General features: G+C 54.6%; 14 protein-coding genes. 11 read left to right on the top strand and 3 right to left on the bottom strand.

Translation table 11 applies throughout. The features are described from left to right. The first annotated feature begins 43 nt into the window (after nt 1-43). The 5 genes from lon (at nt 44) to F3I44_RS15330 (ending at nt 5,994) form a co-directional block, all read left to right on the top strand. Nucleotides 44-2,398, top strand: coding sequence for an endopeptidase La (gene lon / locus F3I44_RS15350; RefSeq protein WP_150013155.1), 2,355 nt, complete (start codon nt 44-46; stop codon nt 2,396-2,398). Between the two features lie 214 nt (nt 2,399-2,612). Beyond that, nucleotides 2,613-2,885, top strand: a complete 273-nt coding sequence (hupB, locus tag F3I44_RS15345) for a nucleoid-associated protein HU-beta (RefSeq protein WP_033731763.1) — start codon at nt 2,613-2,615, stop codon at nt 2,883-2,885. Between the two features lie 247 nt (nt 2,886-3,132). Then, nucleotides 3,133-5,001: a peptidylprolyl isomerase gene (gene ppiD / locus F3I44_RS15340; protein WP_150013157.1), complete on the top strand. Its 1,869-nt coding sequence runs from the start codon at nt 3,133-3,135 to the stop codon at nt 4,999-5,001. A 140-nt stretch (nt 5,002-5,141) separates the two neighbouring features. Next, nucleotides 5,142-5,495, top strand: a complete 354-nt coding sequence (locus tag F3I44_RS15335; RefSeq protein WP_150013159.1) for a helix-hairpin-helix domain-containing protein — start codon at nt 5,142-5,144, stop codon at nt 5,493-5,495. A gap of 100 nt (nt 5,496-5,595) precedes the next feature. After that, on the top strand, nt 5,596-5,994 hold the full coding sequence (locus tag F3I44_RS15330) for a YbgC/FadM family acyl-CoA thioesterase (RefSeq protein ID WP_150013161.1): 399 nt from the start codon (nt 5,596-5,598) through the stop codon (nt 5,992-5,994). A gap of 51 nt (nt 5,995-6,045) precedes the next feature. Here F3I44_RS15330 and queC read toward each other — a convergent pair whose 3' ends face one another. Together queC and F3I44_RS15320 are read right to left on the bottom strand one after the other, a co-directional pair. Beyond that, nucleotides 6,046-6,741, bottom strand: a complete 696-nt coding sequence (queC, locus tag F3I44_RS15325; protein ID WP_150013163.1) for a 7-cyano-7-deazaguanine synthase QueC — start codon at nt 6,739-6,741, stop codon at nt 6,046-6,048. A gap of 41 nt (nt 6,742-6,782) precedes the next feature. Continuing rightward, the gene (locus tag F3I44_RS15320; RefSeq protein ID WP_150019475.1) at nt 6,783-8,501 is read right to left on the bottom strand and encodes an SgrR family transcriptional regulator; all 1,719 of its coding nucleotides are present in this window, start codon (nt 8,499-8,501) and stop codon (nt 6,783-6,785) included. Between the two features lie 92 nt (nt 8,502-8,593). Between F3I44_RS15320 and cof the strand changes: the two genes are divergently transcribed. Beyond that, nucleotides 8,594-9,415, top strand: coding sequence for an HMP-PP phosphatase (gene cof / locus F3I44_RS15315; RefSeq protein WP_150013167.1), 822 nt, complete (start codon nt 8,594-8,596; stop codon nt 9,413-9,415). Nucleotides 9,416-9,449: 34 nt separating this feature from the next. Here cof and F3I44_RS15310 read toward each other — a convergent pair whose 3' ends face one another. Beyond that, nucleotides 9,450-10,484 carry a PLP-dependent cysteine synthase family protein gene (locus F3I44_RS15310; protein WP_150019474.1) on the bottom strand — a complete coding sequence of 345 codons (1,035 nt, stop codon included), beginning with the start codon at nt 10,482-10,484 and terminating at the stop codon, nt 9,450-9,452. 117 nt (nt 10,485-10,601) lie between these two features. Between F3I44_RS15310 and F3I44_RS15305 the strand changes: the two genes are divergently transcribed. The 5 genes from F3I44_RS15305 (at nt 10,602) to amtB (ending at nt 16,541) form a co-directional block, all read left to right on the top strand. Next, on the top strand, nt 10,602-11,063 hold the full coding sequence (locus F3I44_RS15305) for an Lrp/AsnC family transcriptional regulator (RefSeq protein WP_150013171.1): 462 nt from the start codon (nt 10,602-10,604) through the stop codon (nt 11,061-11,063). Between the two features lie 24 nt (nt 11,064-11,087). Continuing rightward, nucleotides 11,088-12,857: a SmdA family multidrug ABC transporter permease/ATP-binding protein gene (locus tag F3I44_RS15300; RefSeq protein ID WP_150019473.1), complete on the top strand. Its 1,770-nt coding sequence runs from the start codon at nt 11,088-11,090 to the stop codon at nt 12,855-12,857. Continuing rightward, nucleotides 12,850-14,625 (top strand): SmdB family multidrug efflux ABC transporter permease/ATP-binding protein, encoded by a 1,776-nt coding sequence (locus F3I44_RS15295; RefSeq protein ID WP_150019472.1) that lies wholly within the window; start codon nt 12,850-12,852, stop codon nt 14,623-14,625. The genes F3I44_RS15300 and F3I44_RS15295 overlap by 8 nt, the downstream gene beginning before the upstream one ends. Before the next feature lie 256 nt (nt 14,626-14,881). Further along, nucleotides 14,882-15,220: a P-II family nitrogen regulator gene (glnK, locus tag F3I44_RS15290; protein ID WP_003850469.1), complete on the top strand. Its 339-nt coding sequence runs from the start codon at nt 14,882-14,884 to the stop codon at nt 15,218-15,220. A gap of 34 nt (nt 15,221-15,254) precedes the next feature. Continuing rightward, nucleotides 15,255-16,541, top strand: a complete 1,287-nt coding sequence (gene amtB, locus F3I44_RS15285; RefSeq protein WP_150013177.1) for an ammonium transporter AmtB — start codon at nt 15,255-15,257, stop codon at nt 16,539-16,541. Nucleotides 16,542-16,726 lie beyond the last annotated feature (185 nt).

The raw sequence follows: 16,726 nt of genomic DNA, 5'->3' as shown, positions 1-16,726 counted from the left end.
CGGTTCCCATCACCTGGCGGACATTAAACAAAGAGAGAGCTCTATGAATCCTGAGCGTTCTGAACGCATTGAAATCCCCGTGTTGCCGCTGCGCGACGTGGTGGTTTATCCGCACATGGTAATTCCGTTGTTTGTTGGCCGGGAAAAATCAATTCGGTGCCTTGAAGCCGCAATGGATCATGATAAAAAAATCATGCTGGTCGCACAGAAAGAGGCTTCAACGGATGAACCTGGCATTAACGATCTCTTTTCAGTAGGGACCGTTGCATCAGTATTGCAAATGCTGAAACTGCCGGATGGCACTGTCAAAGTTCTTGTGGAAGGTTTACAGCGCGCCCATATTACGACGCTGGCCGACAACGGTGACCATTTTGTGGCACAAGCTGAATATCTGGTTTCGCCAGAGATTGAAGAGCGCGAGCAGGAAGTGCTGGTGCGTACGGCGATCAATCAGTTTGAAGGCTATATCAAACTCAACAAAAAGATCCCACCCGAGGTTTTAACCTCACTGAATAACATTGACGATGCGGCCCGCCTTGCCGATACCGTTGCAGCACATATGCCACTGAAACTGGCAGACAAACAGTCTGTGCTGGAGATGTCCGACGTCAATGAGCGTCTGGAATATCTGATGGCGATGATGGAATCTGAAATCGATCTGCTGCAGGTTGAGAAGCGCATTCGCAACCGCGTTAAGAAGCAGATGGAGAAGAGCCAGCGCGAGTACTATCTGAATGAGCAGATGAAGGCGATTCAGAAAGAGCTGGGCGAGATGGATGATGCGCCTGACGAGTACGAAGCGTTAAAACGTAAAATCGACGCGGCAAAAATGCCGGAAGAAGCGCGTGAAAAAGCAGAAGCTGAGCTGCAGAAACTGAAAATGATGTCCCCGATGTCCGCTGAAGCGACTGTGGTTCGCGGCTACATCGACTGGATGGTGCAGGTTCCGTGGAACGCGCGCAGCAAAGTGAAGAAAGATCTGCGTAAAGCGCAGGAGACGCTGGATACTGACCATTACGGCCTGGAGCGCGTGAAGGATCGTATTCTTGAGTATCTTGCCGTTCAGAGTCGCGTCAGCAAAATTAAAGGGCCGATTCTGTGCCTGGTCGGACCGCCAGGGGTAGGTAAAACGTCCCTCGGTCAGTCGATCGCCAAGGCGACCGGCCGTAAATATGTCCGCATGGCGCTGGGCGGCGTGCGTGATGAAGCGGAAATCCGTGGTCACCGTCGTACCTACATCGGCTCCATGCCGGGTAAACTCATTCAGAAAATGGCGAAAGTCGGGGTTAAAAACCCACTGTTCCTGCTGGATGAGATCGACAAAATGTCTTCGGACATGCGCGGCGACCCTGCTTCAGCACTGCTGGAAGTGCTTGATCCTGAGCAGAACATTGCGTTCAACGACCACTATCTGGAAGTCGACTACGATCTCTCTGATGTGATGTTCGTGGCAACCTCGAACTCAATGAACATTCCGGCACCGTTGCTGGATCGTATGGAAGTGATTCGTCTGTCGGGTTACACCGAAGATGAGAAACTGAACATCGCTAAACAGCATCTGCTGACCAAGCAGATTGAGCGAAACGCCCTGAAAGCCAGTGAAATTACGGTTGAAGATAGCGCGATTATTGGCATTATCCGTTACTACACCCGTGAAGCCGGCGTGCGTAGCCTTGAGCGTGAGCTGTCGAAATTGTGCCGTAAAGCGGTGAAATCACTGCTGATGGACAAGACGAAAAAGCACATCACCATCAATGGTGAAAACCTCAAAGACTTCCTGGGCGTACAGCGCTTTGATTACGGCCGTGCTGACAGTGAAAACCGTGTCGGTCAGGTTACTGGCCTGGCGTGGACGGAAGTGGGCGGCGATCTGCTGACCATCGAAACCGCCTGCGTACCGGGTAAAGGCAAGCTCACTTACACCGGTTCTCTGGGTGAAGTGATGCAGGAGTCGATTCAGGCTGCGCTGACCGTGGTGCGGGCCCGTGCCGAGAAGCTGGGCATTAATGGGGACTTCTACGAAAAACGTGATATTCACGTTCACGTGCCAGAAGGCGCTACGCCGAAAGATGGTCCGAGTGCCGGTATCGCAATGTGTACTGCGCTGGTCTCCTGTCTGACCGGTAACCCGGTGCGTGCGGATGTCGCTATGACTGGTGAGATCACCCTGCGTGGTCAGGTGCTGCCGATTGGCGGGCTGAAAGAGAAACTGCTGGCAGCGCACCGTGGTGGCATTAAAACCGTGCTGATCCCGGACGACAACAAGCGTGATCTGGAAGAGATTCCACAGAACGTGATTGCCGATCTGGAGATTCATCCGGTGAAGCGTATTGAAGAGGTGCTGAATCTGGCACTGGAAAATGCGCCTTACGGCATGCAGGTCGCAACAGCAAAATAGTGATTAACGGCATAAACCGTTAAAAAGCGGAGCTGGCAAGGCAATTGGCGCTTGCCAGCTTTTTTTTGTGCCGCTAATTTAGGGGGCTGTCGGGGCGACGTTCTCAGAGAAATTCCGTTGTTTCGGCTCCACAGGCTTGATATAACTTGCTGCGCGTTCGTACCCGGCCGGAAGCCCGGTACGAGGTGAAATAATAAAAGAGGGGATGAAGAGAGTGAATAAGTCACAATTGATCGACAAAATTGCTGCCGATGCTGATATTTCTAAAGCTGCAGCAGGACGTGTTTTAGATGCATTTATGGGCTCAGTTTCAGATGCGCTGAAAGAGGGTGATGAAGTGGCTCTGGTGGGTTTCGGCACATTCTCTGTGCGTGACCGCGCTGCACGTACCGGCCGCAATCCGCAAACCGGTAAAGAGATCACCATCCCGGCTGGTAAAGTACCGGGTTTCCGTGCAGGTAAAGCATTGAAAGACGCTGTCAATTAATAACAACGAATAGATTCATTGACGCATTTTCTTCAGTGGATTAGAGGACGATTAACCCGTTCTCATGTAACATACAGGCACATCAATGAGATGTGCCTTTTTTGTTTTAACCGGTGAGAATCGGGTCGTAAGATGGACCTGGACCGGATTGAGACTGCCAGCGAAGCCAGCAGTTACGCGAATCGCCAGCCAGTGGCGAATTGCGACCGAGCTTTACATACACACTACAGCGGAGCGTTGCCTTACCATGATGGACAATTTACGCGCGGCGTCGAACCATGTCGTGCTCAAGATTATTCTGGGACTGATTATCGTCTCTTTTGTGCTGACAGGCGTTGGCAACTATCTGATTGGCGGCAATAACGACTATGCGGCCAAAGTTAACGGTCAGGAGATTAGCCGGGGACAGCTGGAGCAGGCGTTCAATAGTGAACGCAGTCGTCAGCAGCAGATGCTGGGTGACCAGTTCTCGCAGCTGGCCAGCAACGATGGCTTCATGCAGCAGATGCGTCAGCAGGCGCTGTCTCAGTTAATCGACCAGGCCCTGCTCGACAGCTACATCAAAGATCTCCACCTCAGCATCAGTGACGATCAGGTCAAGCAGGCCATCTTCAATCAGCAGGCTTTCCAGACCAACGGCAAATTCGACAATGCTAAATATCTGGCGCTAATCGGCAACATGGGTTTCAGCGCCGACCGGTATGCTGAAGCGCTGCGTAAGCAACTCTCTAATCAGCAGCTGATCAATGCTGTGGCCAACACAGACTTCACGCTGAAAGGCGAAGCCAGCAAACTGGTTGACCTGGTTTCACAGCAACGTGATATTCGTCAGGCGACGCTGGACGTCAATGCCCTGATGGCGAAACAAACTGTCACTGACGACGAAGTCAGTCAGTATTATCAGCAGCATAAAACCAGCTTTATGTCACCTGAACAGTTCCGCGTCAGCTACATCCTGATGGATGCCGCCAGCATGCAGCAGGATGCCAGCGACGCAGATATTCAGGCCTGGTACGACCAGCATAAAGCAGACTATTCGCAACCACAGCGTAGTCGCTACAGCGTCATTCAGACTAAAACTGAGGCTGATGCTAATGCGGTACTGGCTCAGCTGAAGAGTGGTGCCAGCTTCGCGGATGTGGCGAAAGCCAAATCAATTGACCCAATCTCTGCGCGTAAGGGCGGTGATATGGGCTGGCTCGAACCTTCAACCACCCCGGATGAGCTGAAAAATGCGGGTCTGACTGAGAAAGGCCAGATGTCAGGCGTGATCAAATCGTCAGTGGGCTTCCTGGTGGTTCGTCTCGACGACATTCAGCCGGAACAGGTTAAGCCGCTGGCTGACGTTCGCAGTGCCGTTGCAGCGAAAGTGAAGCAGGAGAAGGGCGTTGATGCCTTCTACAAACTGCAGCAGAAAGTCAGTGAAGCGGCCAGTAATGACAATGAGTCACTGGCGGGTGCCGAGCAGGCTTCGGGTCTGAAAGCGAAAGAGACCGGCTGGTTCAGTCAGGACACGCTGCCAGACGCGCTTAACTTCGATGCTGTGAAGCAGGCAATCTTTAACGGTGGTCTGGTCGGTCAAAACGGTGCACCGGGTAACAACTCCGACATTATCACCGTCGATGGCGACCGTGCCTTTGTACTGCGTATCAGCGAGCACAAACCGGAAGCGGTAAAACCGCTGGAGCAGGTGAAGGCGCAGATTACGGATACGCTTAAGCATGATAAAGCGACACAGCAGGCTAAAGCACAGGCCGATAAACTGCTGGCCGACCTCAAAGCGGGCAAGCTGGAAGCCCTGACTGCAGCAGGCCTGACACTGAGCGCCAGCAAAACCGTTGATCGCAATGCGCAGGATCCGGTGGCACAGGCGGCCTTTAATCTGCCTCAGCCTGCTGATAATAAGCCTTCATGGGGTGTCAGCGAAGATATGCAGGGCAATGTGGTGCTGGTGGCGGTAGATAAAGTTAAAACGGGCAGCATGCCACAGGCGCAGATTGACGAAATGGTCAAAGGCGTTACGCAGAATAATGCGCAGCTGACGTTTGAAGCCTTACTGCAAAACCTTCGTAAAGAGGCCAAAATTAAGTACGGCGCTGCGGCACAAATGCAGTAAGCCTCGCAGAAACTGCGCAACGACTGTAATAATCAAAGGCCGCATTCGCGGCCTTTTCCATTTCTGAAATCCCGCTTTTGAGCCTTGTGCGGCGTAGTGCCACTCTGTCGCTGCTGTTTACACACAAGGAGAAACACAGCATGGCTAAACCTAAACTCGTTGCCTTTTATCTCTCACTCGCACTGGGTGGCGCACTCTGTCACGGCAGCGTCTCTGCGGCACCTGAACCTGCCAGTCCAGCAGTGTCGCAGAACGTACATCCTGCACCGAAGCCGGAGGCCGCCGCGCCGTCACTGCAGGAGCAGGTCAGCATCAATGAAGCGACAGCGGAACAGCTCTCTGCCGCTATGAATGGTGTGGGGCTGAAGAAGGCGCAGGCGATTGTGAACTATCGCGAACAGTACGGACCCTTTAGCGCGATTCAGCAACTCAATGAAGTACCGGGTATCGGTAACGCGCTGATAGAGCGAAATGCGTCCCGGCTGAAATTGTGAGGCAGTACACATCTGTGATGCTTAACCCACGCTAACCAGACGACTCTGCTAAAGTGAACAGGTCCAACCAGTTAACTCACAGTAGCAGGAGAGCATGATCATGCAGACCACCATAAAAGTGCGTGGCTATCATCTGGATGTCTATCAGCACGTCAACAATGCGCGCTATCTTGAGTTTCTTGAAGAGGCGCGCTGGCAATGGCTGGAAGAGGTTGAAGCGTTCCACTGGTTGCTGGAACAGAAACTGGCTTTTGTGGTGGTCAATATCAACATCAACTACCGTCGCCCGGCCGTGCTGGGCGACGTACTGGCTATCGACAGTGAGATTACGCAATTAAATGGCAAAAGCGGCATTATTGCCCAGCGGGTGCTGCTGGCAGGTCAGGAGACCGTGGTGGCGGATGCTGCACTCACGTTTGTCTGTATTGATTTGCGGACCCAGAAGGCGGTTGCGCTGGAAGGGGAGTTACGTGAGCGGCTGATGCGTCTGATGGCATGAGCCGATAACGAGGCGGCAAATCAAGGTTCTCTGCCGCCATGCCAGACAGCCTTAGCTAAGACCGCTTTTAGCTTTCATGGCAGACATTACGCCCGCCCGATCGCTGAGATAACCCTGCAGGCCATTAGCCCGTAAATGACAGGCAGCACACTCACCACATCCGTCGCCTTTTACGCCGTTATAGCAGGTCAGCGTCTGCTCGCGTACCAGCGAGAGTTGCTGCCAGTAATCTGCCAGCGCCCAGGTTTCCGCTTTATTGAGCCACATCAGCGGCGTCTCAAAACGCACCTCGCGCGCCATGCCAAGTGACACCGCATGGTTCAGCGCTTTGACAAACTCATCGCGGCAGTCGGGATAGCCGGAAAAATCGGTTTCGCAGACGCCGGTGATGACCGCTTCCGCTTCGACCTGATATGCGTAAACTGAGGCCAGCGTCAGAAAGAGAATATTGCGTCCTGGTACAAACGTACTGGGTAATCCACTGGCTTCAGGATTATAAGCAGGCACCGGAATGTTATCTCGCGTCAGGCTGCTGACGGCGAGTTCGTTCAGCATGGTCACGTCCAGCACTTTATGCGCGCGCGCACCCAGTGTCATCGCCAGATCGCGGGCGACATCAATCTCTTCCCGGTGGCGTTGTCCATAGTCGAAAGTGACACAGTGAACTTCATCATAAAGCTGTATAGCCTGAATCAGGCAGGTAGTGGAGTCTTGTCCACCGCTGAAAACTACAACCGCGCGTTTCATGGTGTTTCCCTGATAATTAATTTTGCGCTTATGGTAATGCCTCAGTCCGCTGCTGAACAGCTGCAAGGCGGATCAATGGGCGGCGGAATCCATGCCCGGCTGAAATCAAACCAGCCCAGCGTATTCAGCTCAATCCCTTCAACGGCAGGGGGAGCATAAATCTGGTAACGATAATTGAACAGGGGCAGCAGGATGCCGTCCGTCATCAGTTGATGATAAAGCTGCTGCAGCGCACGGGTGCGACTGCCGCTATCTGCTATCTGCTGGATATCCAGCAGTTGCGCCTGGACTTCTTCGCCCTGCGGTGCAGGCCACAGCCGACGCCATAGCGGGTCAATTTGTAACCAGCTGGCCAGAGTGAAGACCGGCGCATCGCCAATCAGCCGATCGCCCATCACAATATCCGCCTCATCAGGCGGGTCGATGTGATGCCAGCTTTTCACCGGGTGAAAAACGACGTTCAGAGTACAGCCCTGCTGTTTTAACAGAGTGACCAGTGCCTGGGACATCTGATGCAGCTCAACCGGCAGCTGATAATGCAGTGTCAGAGTGGGGGGCAAGGGGACCGGAACATTATCAATCAGCGGTACTTCCCAGCCGGGTAACAGCTCTTTGCTGGGGGTAATTAATCCCTCATCCAGTGGTAACCGGCTGACGATGCCGCTTTGCTGGATCACCTGGAACAGCGTGCGCGCCTGATCGGGTGTAAAACCGGCTCGCGGGCGGCAGACCAGATAACAGAAGCCGAGACTGATGCTACTGCTGACCGGCTTCAATGTCCCGAGTTCAGTGGCATCACCAATGGCAATCTGCACCGGATGGCGACAGCTGCTGCCGAGTGCGGCATCAAACAGCTGAGGGGTAATCCAGTACTCTACCGCCTGTAATAGCGGACGCTGCAGATGCCAGCGCGCGTGACTTTCAATCCTGACCAGTTCGCCACTGAAGTGCGCAAGTTTCCACGGACCGCTGCCGACAGCGGGATCATCGGGGTGGGACAGCAGGCACAATAAGTGTGCGAGGCGATGCGGCAGCCAGAAATCAGAGCGTCGCAATACAAAACGTAGTGCAAGTGGATGGGGAGCATCCACGCTGATCACATCAGCAAGCAATAGACCTACACGTGTGTCCCGCAACAGCTGGCGGAACTGCGCCACCAGTTGCGCGGCCTGCACCGGCTCGTCGGTGTGCCACATCAGCTGAGGCCGTAACCAGAATAACCAGCTACAGGACGCCTCATCGTGCTGCCAGTGATGCGCCAGATCGCCGACCGGCTCATCCTGCTCAAAACGGGTCAGACCGGAATAGATCTGCCGAACCAGATGCTGTTCAGCCCGCCCGGTAATCTGGCGCGGCTCAGTGCTCTCCATCGGACGATAGTAGGGGATGCGCAGAACCGGCGTGTCGTTCTGCCACTGTCCACCCATTAACGGCCGCAGCATATTAATCAGCCTTTCCGGCGGCAGATCCAGCAGCTGTAAGGCATCCGCCGTATCTCCGGCATCAAGCTGTTGTTGCAACAACTGCTGCCGTAACTGTTCAGGCGTGCGCAGAAACACTAACTGACCCTGTTTGCCACGGCCCGGCTCGCCGTGCCAGCTAAGCCAGCCAGCGTGCTGCCACTGTGACAGCAGCGTACGGAGATGACGCTCGCTGCAGATGCAGTGGCGCGCCATCTCTGCCACGCAGGTCTGCTGAGGGACACCCTGGCTCTGCTGCCACAGGCGCTGAAACTGATTAAGGCGGTTAAGCTGACGCATCGTAAACCCGGAACAGTTTTTTAAAAGTATTCACTATTAGTTCCGTAATTAACAGGCAATAGTAAGCTCATCTTTTCAGCAGGAGGGTAACGATAATGCGTTTAGCCGCATTCGATATGGATGGCACATTATTGCTGCCGGATCATCAGCTGGGTCAGCAGACGCTGGATAGCCTGCAGGCGCTGCACCTGCGTGGCGTAAATCTGGCGCTGGCGACGGGCCGTCATCTGCTGGAGATGCAGATTTTACGGGAGAAATTAACGCTCCCCGCGTGGCTGATTACCGGGAATGGCACCCGCGTACACGATCGGTCTGGCAATCTGATCTTTGCCCGTGATCTGCCCTCTGCGGTAGCCGAAGAGGTCATCCATCGCCACTGGGAAACACCCGCGTCGATCCATATTTTCAACGATCAGGGATGGTTTACCGATCGCCCCCAGCCTGAGCTGCTGGTAGCCCATCAGATGAGCGGATTTGGCTATCAGTTGTGCGATTTGAAAAGGCTGCCCGCGCATCAGGTAACAAAAATCTGCTTTATCGCTCAGCATCAGCGGCTGTGCCAGCTGAAAACAGAACTGGATGCGGCGCTGGGTGAGCAGGCGAATATCTGCTTCTCTGCGGTGGACTGTCTGGAAGTGTTGCCCGCCAGCTGCAACAAAGGCAGCGCGCTGGCGCTGTTGTGCGACCATCTGTCACTGACGCTGGCGGAGTGCATGGCGTTCGGGGATGCAATGAATGACAGAGAGATGCTGTCGCAGGCTGGACGGGGCTTCATCATGGGCAATGCGATGGCGCAACTGAAAGCCGCGCTACCGCATCTGCCGGTATTAGGGCATTGCGAGACACAGGCGGTGTCTCACTATTTAAATCACTGGCTGGCAACACCCGACCTCGCGTATTCCCCCGAATGCTGAGGATTGCCGTGAACCGGACAGGATGTCCGGTTTTTTACTCGAGTTCGCGCTGCCACGGCGTGATATCGCCAATATGTTTTGCTACCCATTCCGGCCGATAGTAGCTATCGGGATAACGTTCGCCACTGTCGCACAGCAGTGTCACCAGGGAGCCCTGCTGATTTGCTGCCCTTAAGCGTTTCGCCACCTGTATCATGCCCCAGAAATTGGTGCCGGTAGAGGCACCCGGTTTGCGTCCCAGGATTTTTTCCAGCTTCAGCATCGCGGCCAGCGTCGCCCCATCCGGTACTTTGATCATTTCATCAATCACGTCAGGCATAAACGACGGCTCCACGCGCGGACGGCCAATTCCCTCGATCATGCTGCCGCGCGTGCTGGTCAGCGTTGCATCACGCTGTTGCCAGTAATCGAAAAACACCGAATGCTGCGGATCCACCACCAGCAGTTTCGTTTCCAGGCCCTGATAACGAATATAGCGGCCCAGCGTCGCCGAGGTGCCGCCAGTGCCCGCGCTCATAATCACCGTATGGGGAATCGGATAGGGTTCATGCTGCATCTGACGGAATATGCTCTCAGCAATATTATTATTACCGCGCCAGTCGGTGGCGCGTTCAGCGTAAGTAAACTGATCCATAAAGTGACCATTCAGCTCACGTGCCAGCCGTTCAGATTCTGCGTAAAGCTGGCAGGGATGCTCGACAAAATGGCACTGTCCACCATAAAAGGTGATCTGCTCAATTTTACGTTTTGCCGTGCTGGCGGGCATCACTGCAATAAAGGGCAGGCCAAGCAGCCTTGCGAAGTACGCCTCAGAAACGGCCGTGCTGCCTGACGAGGCTTCGATAATCGGCGTATTCTCTTTAATCCAGCCGTTGGAGAGACCGTAGAGAAACAGAGATCGTGCCAGCCGATGTTTAAGACTGCCACTGGGATGGGTGCTCTCATCTTTCAGGTAGAACCAGATACCGGGAAAATCCGCCAGATCGAAACGGATCAGATGGGTTTCAGCCGATCGTTGAAAATCAGCGTTAATTTCGTTGATAGCGTGGCGAATCCAGCAGGTCTGCATCTCAGGCATCCGGTAAAGAAATGATGCGGCTATTTTATGGCACGTGCAGGAAAAAGAGATTGCAAAAATACCGCTAAAATTGCGGTAATGGAGAAAATGATTCTCCCGGAGTCCCGTATGTTAGATAAAACCGACCTTAAACTGCTCTCACTGCTGCAACAGGATTGTACGCTGTCGCTGCAGGCGCTGGCGGATGCCGTCAACCTCACCACCACACCCTGCTGGAAGCGCCTGAAAAAGCTGGAAGATGATGGCATTATCCGCGCTCGGGTAGCGCTGCTGGATGGGGATAAAATCGGACTGTCACTGACAGCGTTTATGTTTGTGAAAACCCAGCAGCACAGCCGCGACTGGTATCTGGCTTTTGTGTCGGTGGTCAGCAGCATGCCCGAGGTGATGGCCTTTTACCGGATGGCAGGCGAGTATGATTACCTGCTGCGCATTCAGGTGGCCGACATGAAGAGCTATGATGCTTTCTACAAGCGATTAGTGAACGGTGTGCCTGGCCTGATTGATGTCACATCCAGCTTTGCCATGGAAGAGATTAAATACACCACGGCTTTACCTGTCGCCCCCTGAGGGCCTGAGATTGAGAGCAGCGTTGTGCGATTATTCAGTCAATTAAGTTGGTATTTTCTGCGGGAGTGGCGGCGCTATCTGGGCGCGGTCATCCTGCTGATTGTTATTGCTGTTCTGCAGTTGCTGCCGCCGCATGTCGTCGGTGTCATTGTTGATGGTGTCACACGTGACAACATGAGTACCCGTCACATCATGATGTGGATTGGCATCATGCTGGCAACCGCAGTGGTGGTCTATCTGCTGCGCTACGTCTGGCGCGTACTGCTGTTTGGGGCCTCCTACCAGCTGGCGGTTGAGCTGCGCGAAGATTTCTATCGCCAGCTGAGTCGGCAGCAACCCGCTTTTTATCTGCGTCACCGGACCGGTGACCTGATTGCGCGCGCCACTAACGATGTGGATCGGGTCGTGTTTGCAGCCGGGGAAGGGGTGCTGACGCTGGTCGACTCGCTGGTGATGGGCTGCGTGGTGCTGCTGGTGATGAGTACGCAGATCAGCTGGCAGCTGACGCTGCTGGCACTGGTGCCGATGCCCATTATGGCGATCGTCATCCATCGCTATGGTAATCAGCTGCATCATCGCTTCAAACTGGCCCAGGCGGCCTTCTCCAGCCTTAACGATCAGACGCAGGAGAGCCTGACCAGCATCCGGATGATTAAATCCTTCGGTCTTGAACAGCATCAGTCGCAGCAATTCTCAGATATCGCCCGCGATACCGGTGAAAAGAACCTGCGCGTGGCGCGGGTCGATGCCCGTTTCGATCCCACAATCTACATTGCTATTGGTTTCTCAAACCTGCTGGCAATTGGCGGTGGCAGCTGGCTGGTGTGGCATGACCAGATGACGCTGGGGCAGCTTACCAGCTTTGTGATGTATCTCGGCCTGATGATCTGGCCGATGCTGGCGCTGGCGTGGATGTTCAATATCGTGGAACGCGGCAGTGCCGCCTGGAGCCGCATCGGTGCATTGCTGGCGGAAGCGCCAGCGGTGGAAGATGGCGATAAGTCTCTGCCACCTGAGCCGGGCACGTTGCAAGTCGCAATTCGCGCCTTTCACTATCCGGCCAGCGCGGCTCCGGTGTTAAGCGATGTCAGCTTCCAGCTGAAGCCCGGCGAAATGCTGGGACTGTGCGGGCCAACCGGCAGTGGCAAAAGTACCTTACTGAGCCTGATCCAGCGCCATTTTGATATTCAGCAGGGCGATATCCGTTATCACCAGATCCCGCTGCCGCAGTTACGGCTGGACAGCTGGCGCAGTCGTCTCGCTGTGGTCAGCCAGACACCCTTCCTGTTCTCTGACAGCGTAGCGAACAATATTGCGCTGGGGAAACCGGGCGCAACCCGGCAGGAGATTGAACAGGCCGCCATGCTGGCCTGCGTGCATGACGATATTCTGCGGCTGCCGCAGGGTTATGAAACCGAAGTCGGGGAGCGAGGTGTGATGCTGTCGGGTGGGCAGAAGCAGCGTCTTTCGATTGCCCGGGCACTGCTGCTGAACGCAGAAATCCTGATTCTGGACGACGCGCTCTCTGCGGTGGATGGTCGTACCGAGCACGAAATTCTGCATAACCTGCGCATCTGGGGGCAGGGAAAAACACTGATTATCAGCGCACATCGCCTGTCGGCGCTAACGGAAGCCAGTGAAATTCTGGTATTGCAACAGGGCTGCGTGGCACAGCGTGGCGATCATGACGCGCTCACCGCCAGCGCTGGCTGGTATCGTAACATGTACCGTTACCAGCAACTGGAAGCAGCGCTGGATGATGATGAAAATGAGAAAGGAGTGCCGCATGGCTAAGTCTGCCCGCTTGTGGCCAACCCTGAAGCGCCTGCTGAGCTACGGTAAGCCCTGGCGTAAATCCCTGTCGCTGGCGGTAGGCATGTTGTGGATCGCTGCCGCGGCGGAAGTGACCGGTCCGGTACTGGTCAGCTACTTTATCGATAACCTGGTGGCGAAGCATCAGATGCCCTGGGGTCTGGTGGCCGGTCTGGTCATCAGCTTTATCCTGCTTCAGCTACTGGCCGCCGGACTGCACTACTGGCAGGCGCTGCTGTTTAATCGCGCCGCCATTGGTGTGGTACAGCGATTACGCAGTGACGTGATGAATGCCGCGCTCTGTCAGCCGCTGAGCGCCTTTGATACTCAGCCGGTCGGGCAGATTATTTCGCGCGTAACGAATGACACCGAAGTGATCCGCGATCTTTATGTCACGGTGGTTTCAACCGTACTGCGCAGCGCTGCCCTGGTCGGTGCCATGATGGTGGCGATGTTCAGTCTTGACTGGCGCATGGCGCTGGTAGCAATGATGATTTTCCCGCTGGTACTGATAGTGATGTTCATCTATCAGCGTTATAGCACGCCGATTGCGCGCCGGGTTCGCAGCTATCTGGCTGACATCAACAACGGCTTCAACGAAGTGATCAGCGGCATGAGCGTGATTCAGCAGTTTCGTCAGCAGGCGCGATTTGGTGAACGGATGGGCGAAGCGAGCCGCTCTCACTATCTGGCGCGCATGGAGACGCTGCGTCTCGATGGCTTTCTGCTGCGTCCTCTGTTAAGCCTGTTTTCAGCGATGGTATTGTGCGGGCTGCTGATTCTTTTCAGTTTTTCCGTGCCTGGGGTGTTTGAAGTGGGGGTACTGTATGCCTTTATTACTTACCTGGGTCGCCTGAATGAGCCGCTGATTGAACTGACTACGCAGCAGTCGATGTTGCAGCAGGCGGTGGTTTCCGGTGAGCGCATCTTTGAGCTGATGGATGCCGCCCAGCAGCAGTATGGTGCCGATCAGCAGCCACTGGCTTCAGGTCGTATTGCCCTGAATAACCTCAGTTTTGCCTACCGTGAAAGCCGCGATGTGCTGAGTGATATCAATCTTGAAGTCGCACCACGTGAGTTTGTGGCGCTGGTGGGTCATACCGGCAGCGGCAAAAGTACGCTGGCTAACCTGCTCATGGGCTACTATCCGGTGACGCGCGGCGAAATCCGTATTGATGACCGCCCGATTAGCGAGTTGAGTCATGCTGTGCTGCGCCGTGGTATTGCGATGGTGCAGCAGGATCCGGTGGTGCTGGCCGATACGCTGCTGGCGAATGTGCGGCTGGGCCGCGACATCAGCGAAGAGGCCGTCTGGACAGTGCTTGAACAGGTGCAACTGGCACCGCTGGCGCATGCCCTGCCGGAGGGGATTCATACCCGGCTGGGCGAACAGGGCAATAACTTGTCAGTCGGTCAAAAGCAGCTGCTGGCGCTGGCCCGGGTACTGGTTGATCTGCCGCAGATCCTGATCCTCGACGAGGCTACAGCTAACATCGACTCCGGCACCGAGCAGGCGATTCAGCAGACGCTTGCGACACTACGGCAACACAGCACGCTGGTGGTGATCGCTCACCGCCTTTCAACGATTATCGATGCGGATAAGATTCTGGTGCTGCATCGCGGTCGTGTGGTTGAGCAGGGCACCCATCAGCAACTGCTGGCGCTGCAGGGACGCTACTGGCAGATGTATCAGCTGCAGCAGGCAGGGGATGATCTGGCGTCGGGCGTACCTGTAACATCTGAAAGCTGACTTGCACCTTTTTTGCGCAGATTTATCGGAGTAATCTGTATAAATGCACTCCTTTGACGCCCTAAGCACCAAAGGAGTGCAGCCTCAGGCTGCAATCCCTGTCACATACCCTTTCTGTTTTGAATCTTCTTTAAATTATCCCTTGCTCCATCTCGTCTGACTCACTGATTAAGGTCAGATTTACACTCTGGCACAGGCTTTGCTTATATCCCTGCGTGTTCGTAAACGTTACCTATTACTCGCTGGAGGGGATCCAATGAAGCTGGTTACCGTCGTAATTAAGCCATTCAAACTGGAGGATGTTCGTGAAGCTTTATCCTCTATCGGCATTCAGGGACTGACCGTCTCCGAAGTGAAAGGTTTTGGTCGTCAGAAAGGCCATGCAGAGCTCTATCGTGGCGCAGAGTACAGCGTGAACTTCCTGCCGAAGGTCAAAATTGATATCGCGATTGCCGACGATCAGTTAGACGAAGTGGTGGATGTTATCAGTAAAGCGGCCTACACCGGCAAAATTGGCGACGGTAAAATTTTCGTGGCGGAACTGCAGCGCGTCATCCGTATTCGTACCGGCGAGACCGACGAAGCCGCTCTGTAATTAAGACTCAGTACTGTGATGGGATGGAATAAAAATGAATAAAATTTTCACTAAGCTGGGCCTCACCAGCCTGGCACTGTTACCCTCACTCGCAATGGCTGCGCCTGCCGTTGCGGACAAGGCTGATAACGCATTTATGATGATTTGCACCGCGCTGGTGCTGTTTATGTCAATTCCAGGTATTGCGCTGTTTTACGGTGGCCTGATTCGTGGCAAAAACGTTTTGTCGATGCTGACGCAGGTTGCTGTCACCTTCTCGCTGGTCTGCGTGCTGTGGGTGGTCTACGGCTACTCCCTGGCCTTCAGTGAAGGCAATGCCTTCTTTGGCGGTTTTGGCTGGGCCATGCTGAAAAACATTCAGCTCACCGCCGTTATGGGCAGTTTCTATCAGTATATCCACGTAGCATTCCAGGCCTCGTTTGCCTGCATCACTGTGGGCCTGATTGTCGGTGCCATTGCAGAGCGTATCCGTTTCTCTGCTGTACTGATCTTCGTCGGTGTCTGGCTGACGCTGGCTTACCTGCCTATCGCGCATATGGTCTGGGCGGGCGGTTTCCTGGCGCAGGATGGCGCGCTGGACTTCGCTGGCGGCACCGTCGTGCATATCAACGCCGCGGTAGCGGGTCTGGTGGGGGCATATCTGGTCGGCAAACGTGCAGGCTTTGGTAAAGAAGCCTTTAAGCCACATAACCTGCCGATGGTCTTTACCGGCACTGCTATTCTGTACGTTGGCTGGTTTGGCTTTAATGCTGGTTCAGCTTCAGCAGCAAATGAAATCGCCGCGCTGGCTTTCCTGAACACCGTGGTTGCAACAGCGGGTGCGGTACTGGCATGGACCTTTGGTGAGTGGGCGGTACGTGGTAAGCCTTCACTGCTGGGTGCCTGCTCAGGCTTTATTGCCGGTCTGGTCGCGATTACTCCAGCCTGTGGTTATGTCGGTGTGGGCGGTGCGTTAATCATCGGTCTGGTCGGCGGACTGGCGGGACTGTGGGGCGTCACCACCCTGAAAAAATGGCTGCGCGTTGATGATCCGTGCGATGTATTCGGCGTGCATGGCGTGTGCGGTATCGTGGGCTGTATCCTGACCGGCGTGTTTGCTTCCTCTTCACTGGGCGGCGTCGGTTATGCTCAGGGCGTCACCATGGGCCATCAGGTCTGGGTGCAGCTCTTCAGCGTGGGTCTGACGATTGTCTGGTCGGGCGTGGTTGCCTTCATTGGCTTCAAGCTGGCCGATCTGATTGTCGGACTGCGCGTACCGGAAGAGCATGAACGTGAAGGTCTGGATGTAAACAGCCACGGCGAGAATGCTTACAACCAGTAATGGACAGGCACTGAAATAAATAATAGGGGGCGAGCAATCGCCCCTTTTTTATTTTCTTTGACCCGTCCTGAATAGCGTTGACACATTTACCCGGTGTTTTCAGGAGAATGTGATGAAACAGTATGTTAAACGTACACAACGCGATTACTCTCTGTCTTTTAAACTGGCTGTCGTTGAGCAGGTTG

The organism is Pantoea sp. F_5 (assembly GCF_008631595.1).
Classification (GTDB): Bacteria; Pseudomonadota; Gammaproteobacteria; order Enterobacterales; family Enterobacteriaceae; genus Pantoea; species Pantoea gossypiicola.
Note: the sequence above shows the minus strand (reverse complement) of the source record. Positions and strands in the feature narration are given on the sequence as shown.

Bases quoted from the DNA above. Each gene is read 5' to 3' on its own strand.
- F3I44_RS15320 (WP_150019475.1), bottom strand. From the start codon at position 8,501: ATGCGTCAGCTTAACCGCCTTAATCAGTTTCAGCGCCTGTGGCAGCAG.
- queC (WP_150013163.1), bottom strand. From the start codon at position 6,741: ATGAAACGCGCGGTTGTAGTTTTCAGCGGTGGACAAGACTCCACTACC.
- F3I44_RS15310 (WP_150019474.1), bottom strand. From the start codon at position 10,484: ATGCAGACCTGCTGGATTCGCCACGCTATCAACGAAATTAACGCTGAT.
- F3I44_RS15330 (WP_150013161.1), top strand. From the start codon at position 5,596: ATGCAGACCACCATAAAAGTGCGTGGCTATCATCTGGATGTCTATCAG.
- F3I44_RS15305 (WP_150013171.1), top strand. From the start codon at position 10,602: ATGTTAGATAAAACCGACCTTAAACTGCTCTCACTGCTGCAACAGGAT.
- F3I44_RS15295 (WP_150019472.1), top strand. From the start codon at position 12,850: ATGGCTAAGTCTGCCCGCTTGTGGCCAACCCTGAAGCGCCTGCTGAGC.
- amtB (WP_150013177.1), top strand. From the start codon at position 15,255: ATGAATAAAATTTTCACTAAGCTGGGCCTCACCAGCCTGGCACTGTTA.
- glnK (WP_003850469.1), top strand. From the start codon at position 14,882: ATGAAGCTGGTTACCGTCGTAATTAAGCCATTCAAACTGGAGGATGTT.
- F3I44_RS15335 (WP_150013159.1), top strand. From the start codon at position 5,142: ATGGCTAAACCTAAACTCGTTGCCTTTTATCTCTCACTCGCACTGGGT.
- ppiD (WP_150013157.1), top strand. From the start codon at position 3,133: ATGATGGACAATTTACGCGCGGCGTCGAACCATGTCGTGCTCAAGATT.
- lon (WP_150013155.1), top strand. From the start codon at position 44: ATGAATCCTGAGCGTTCTGAACGCATTGAAATCCCCGTGTTGCCGCTG.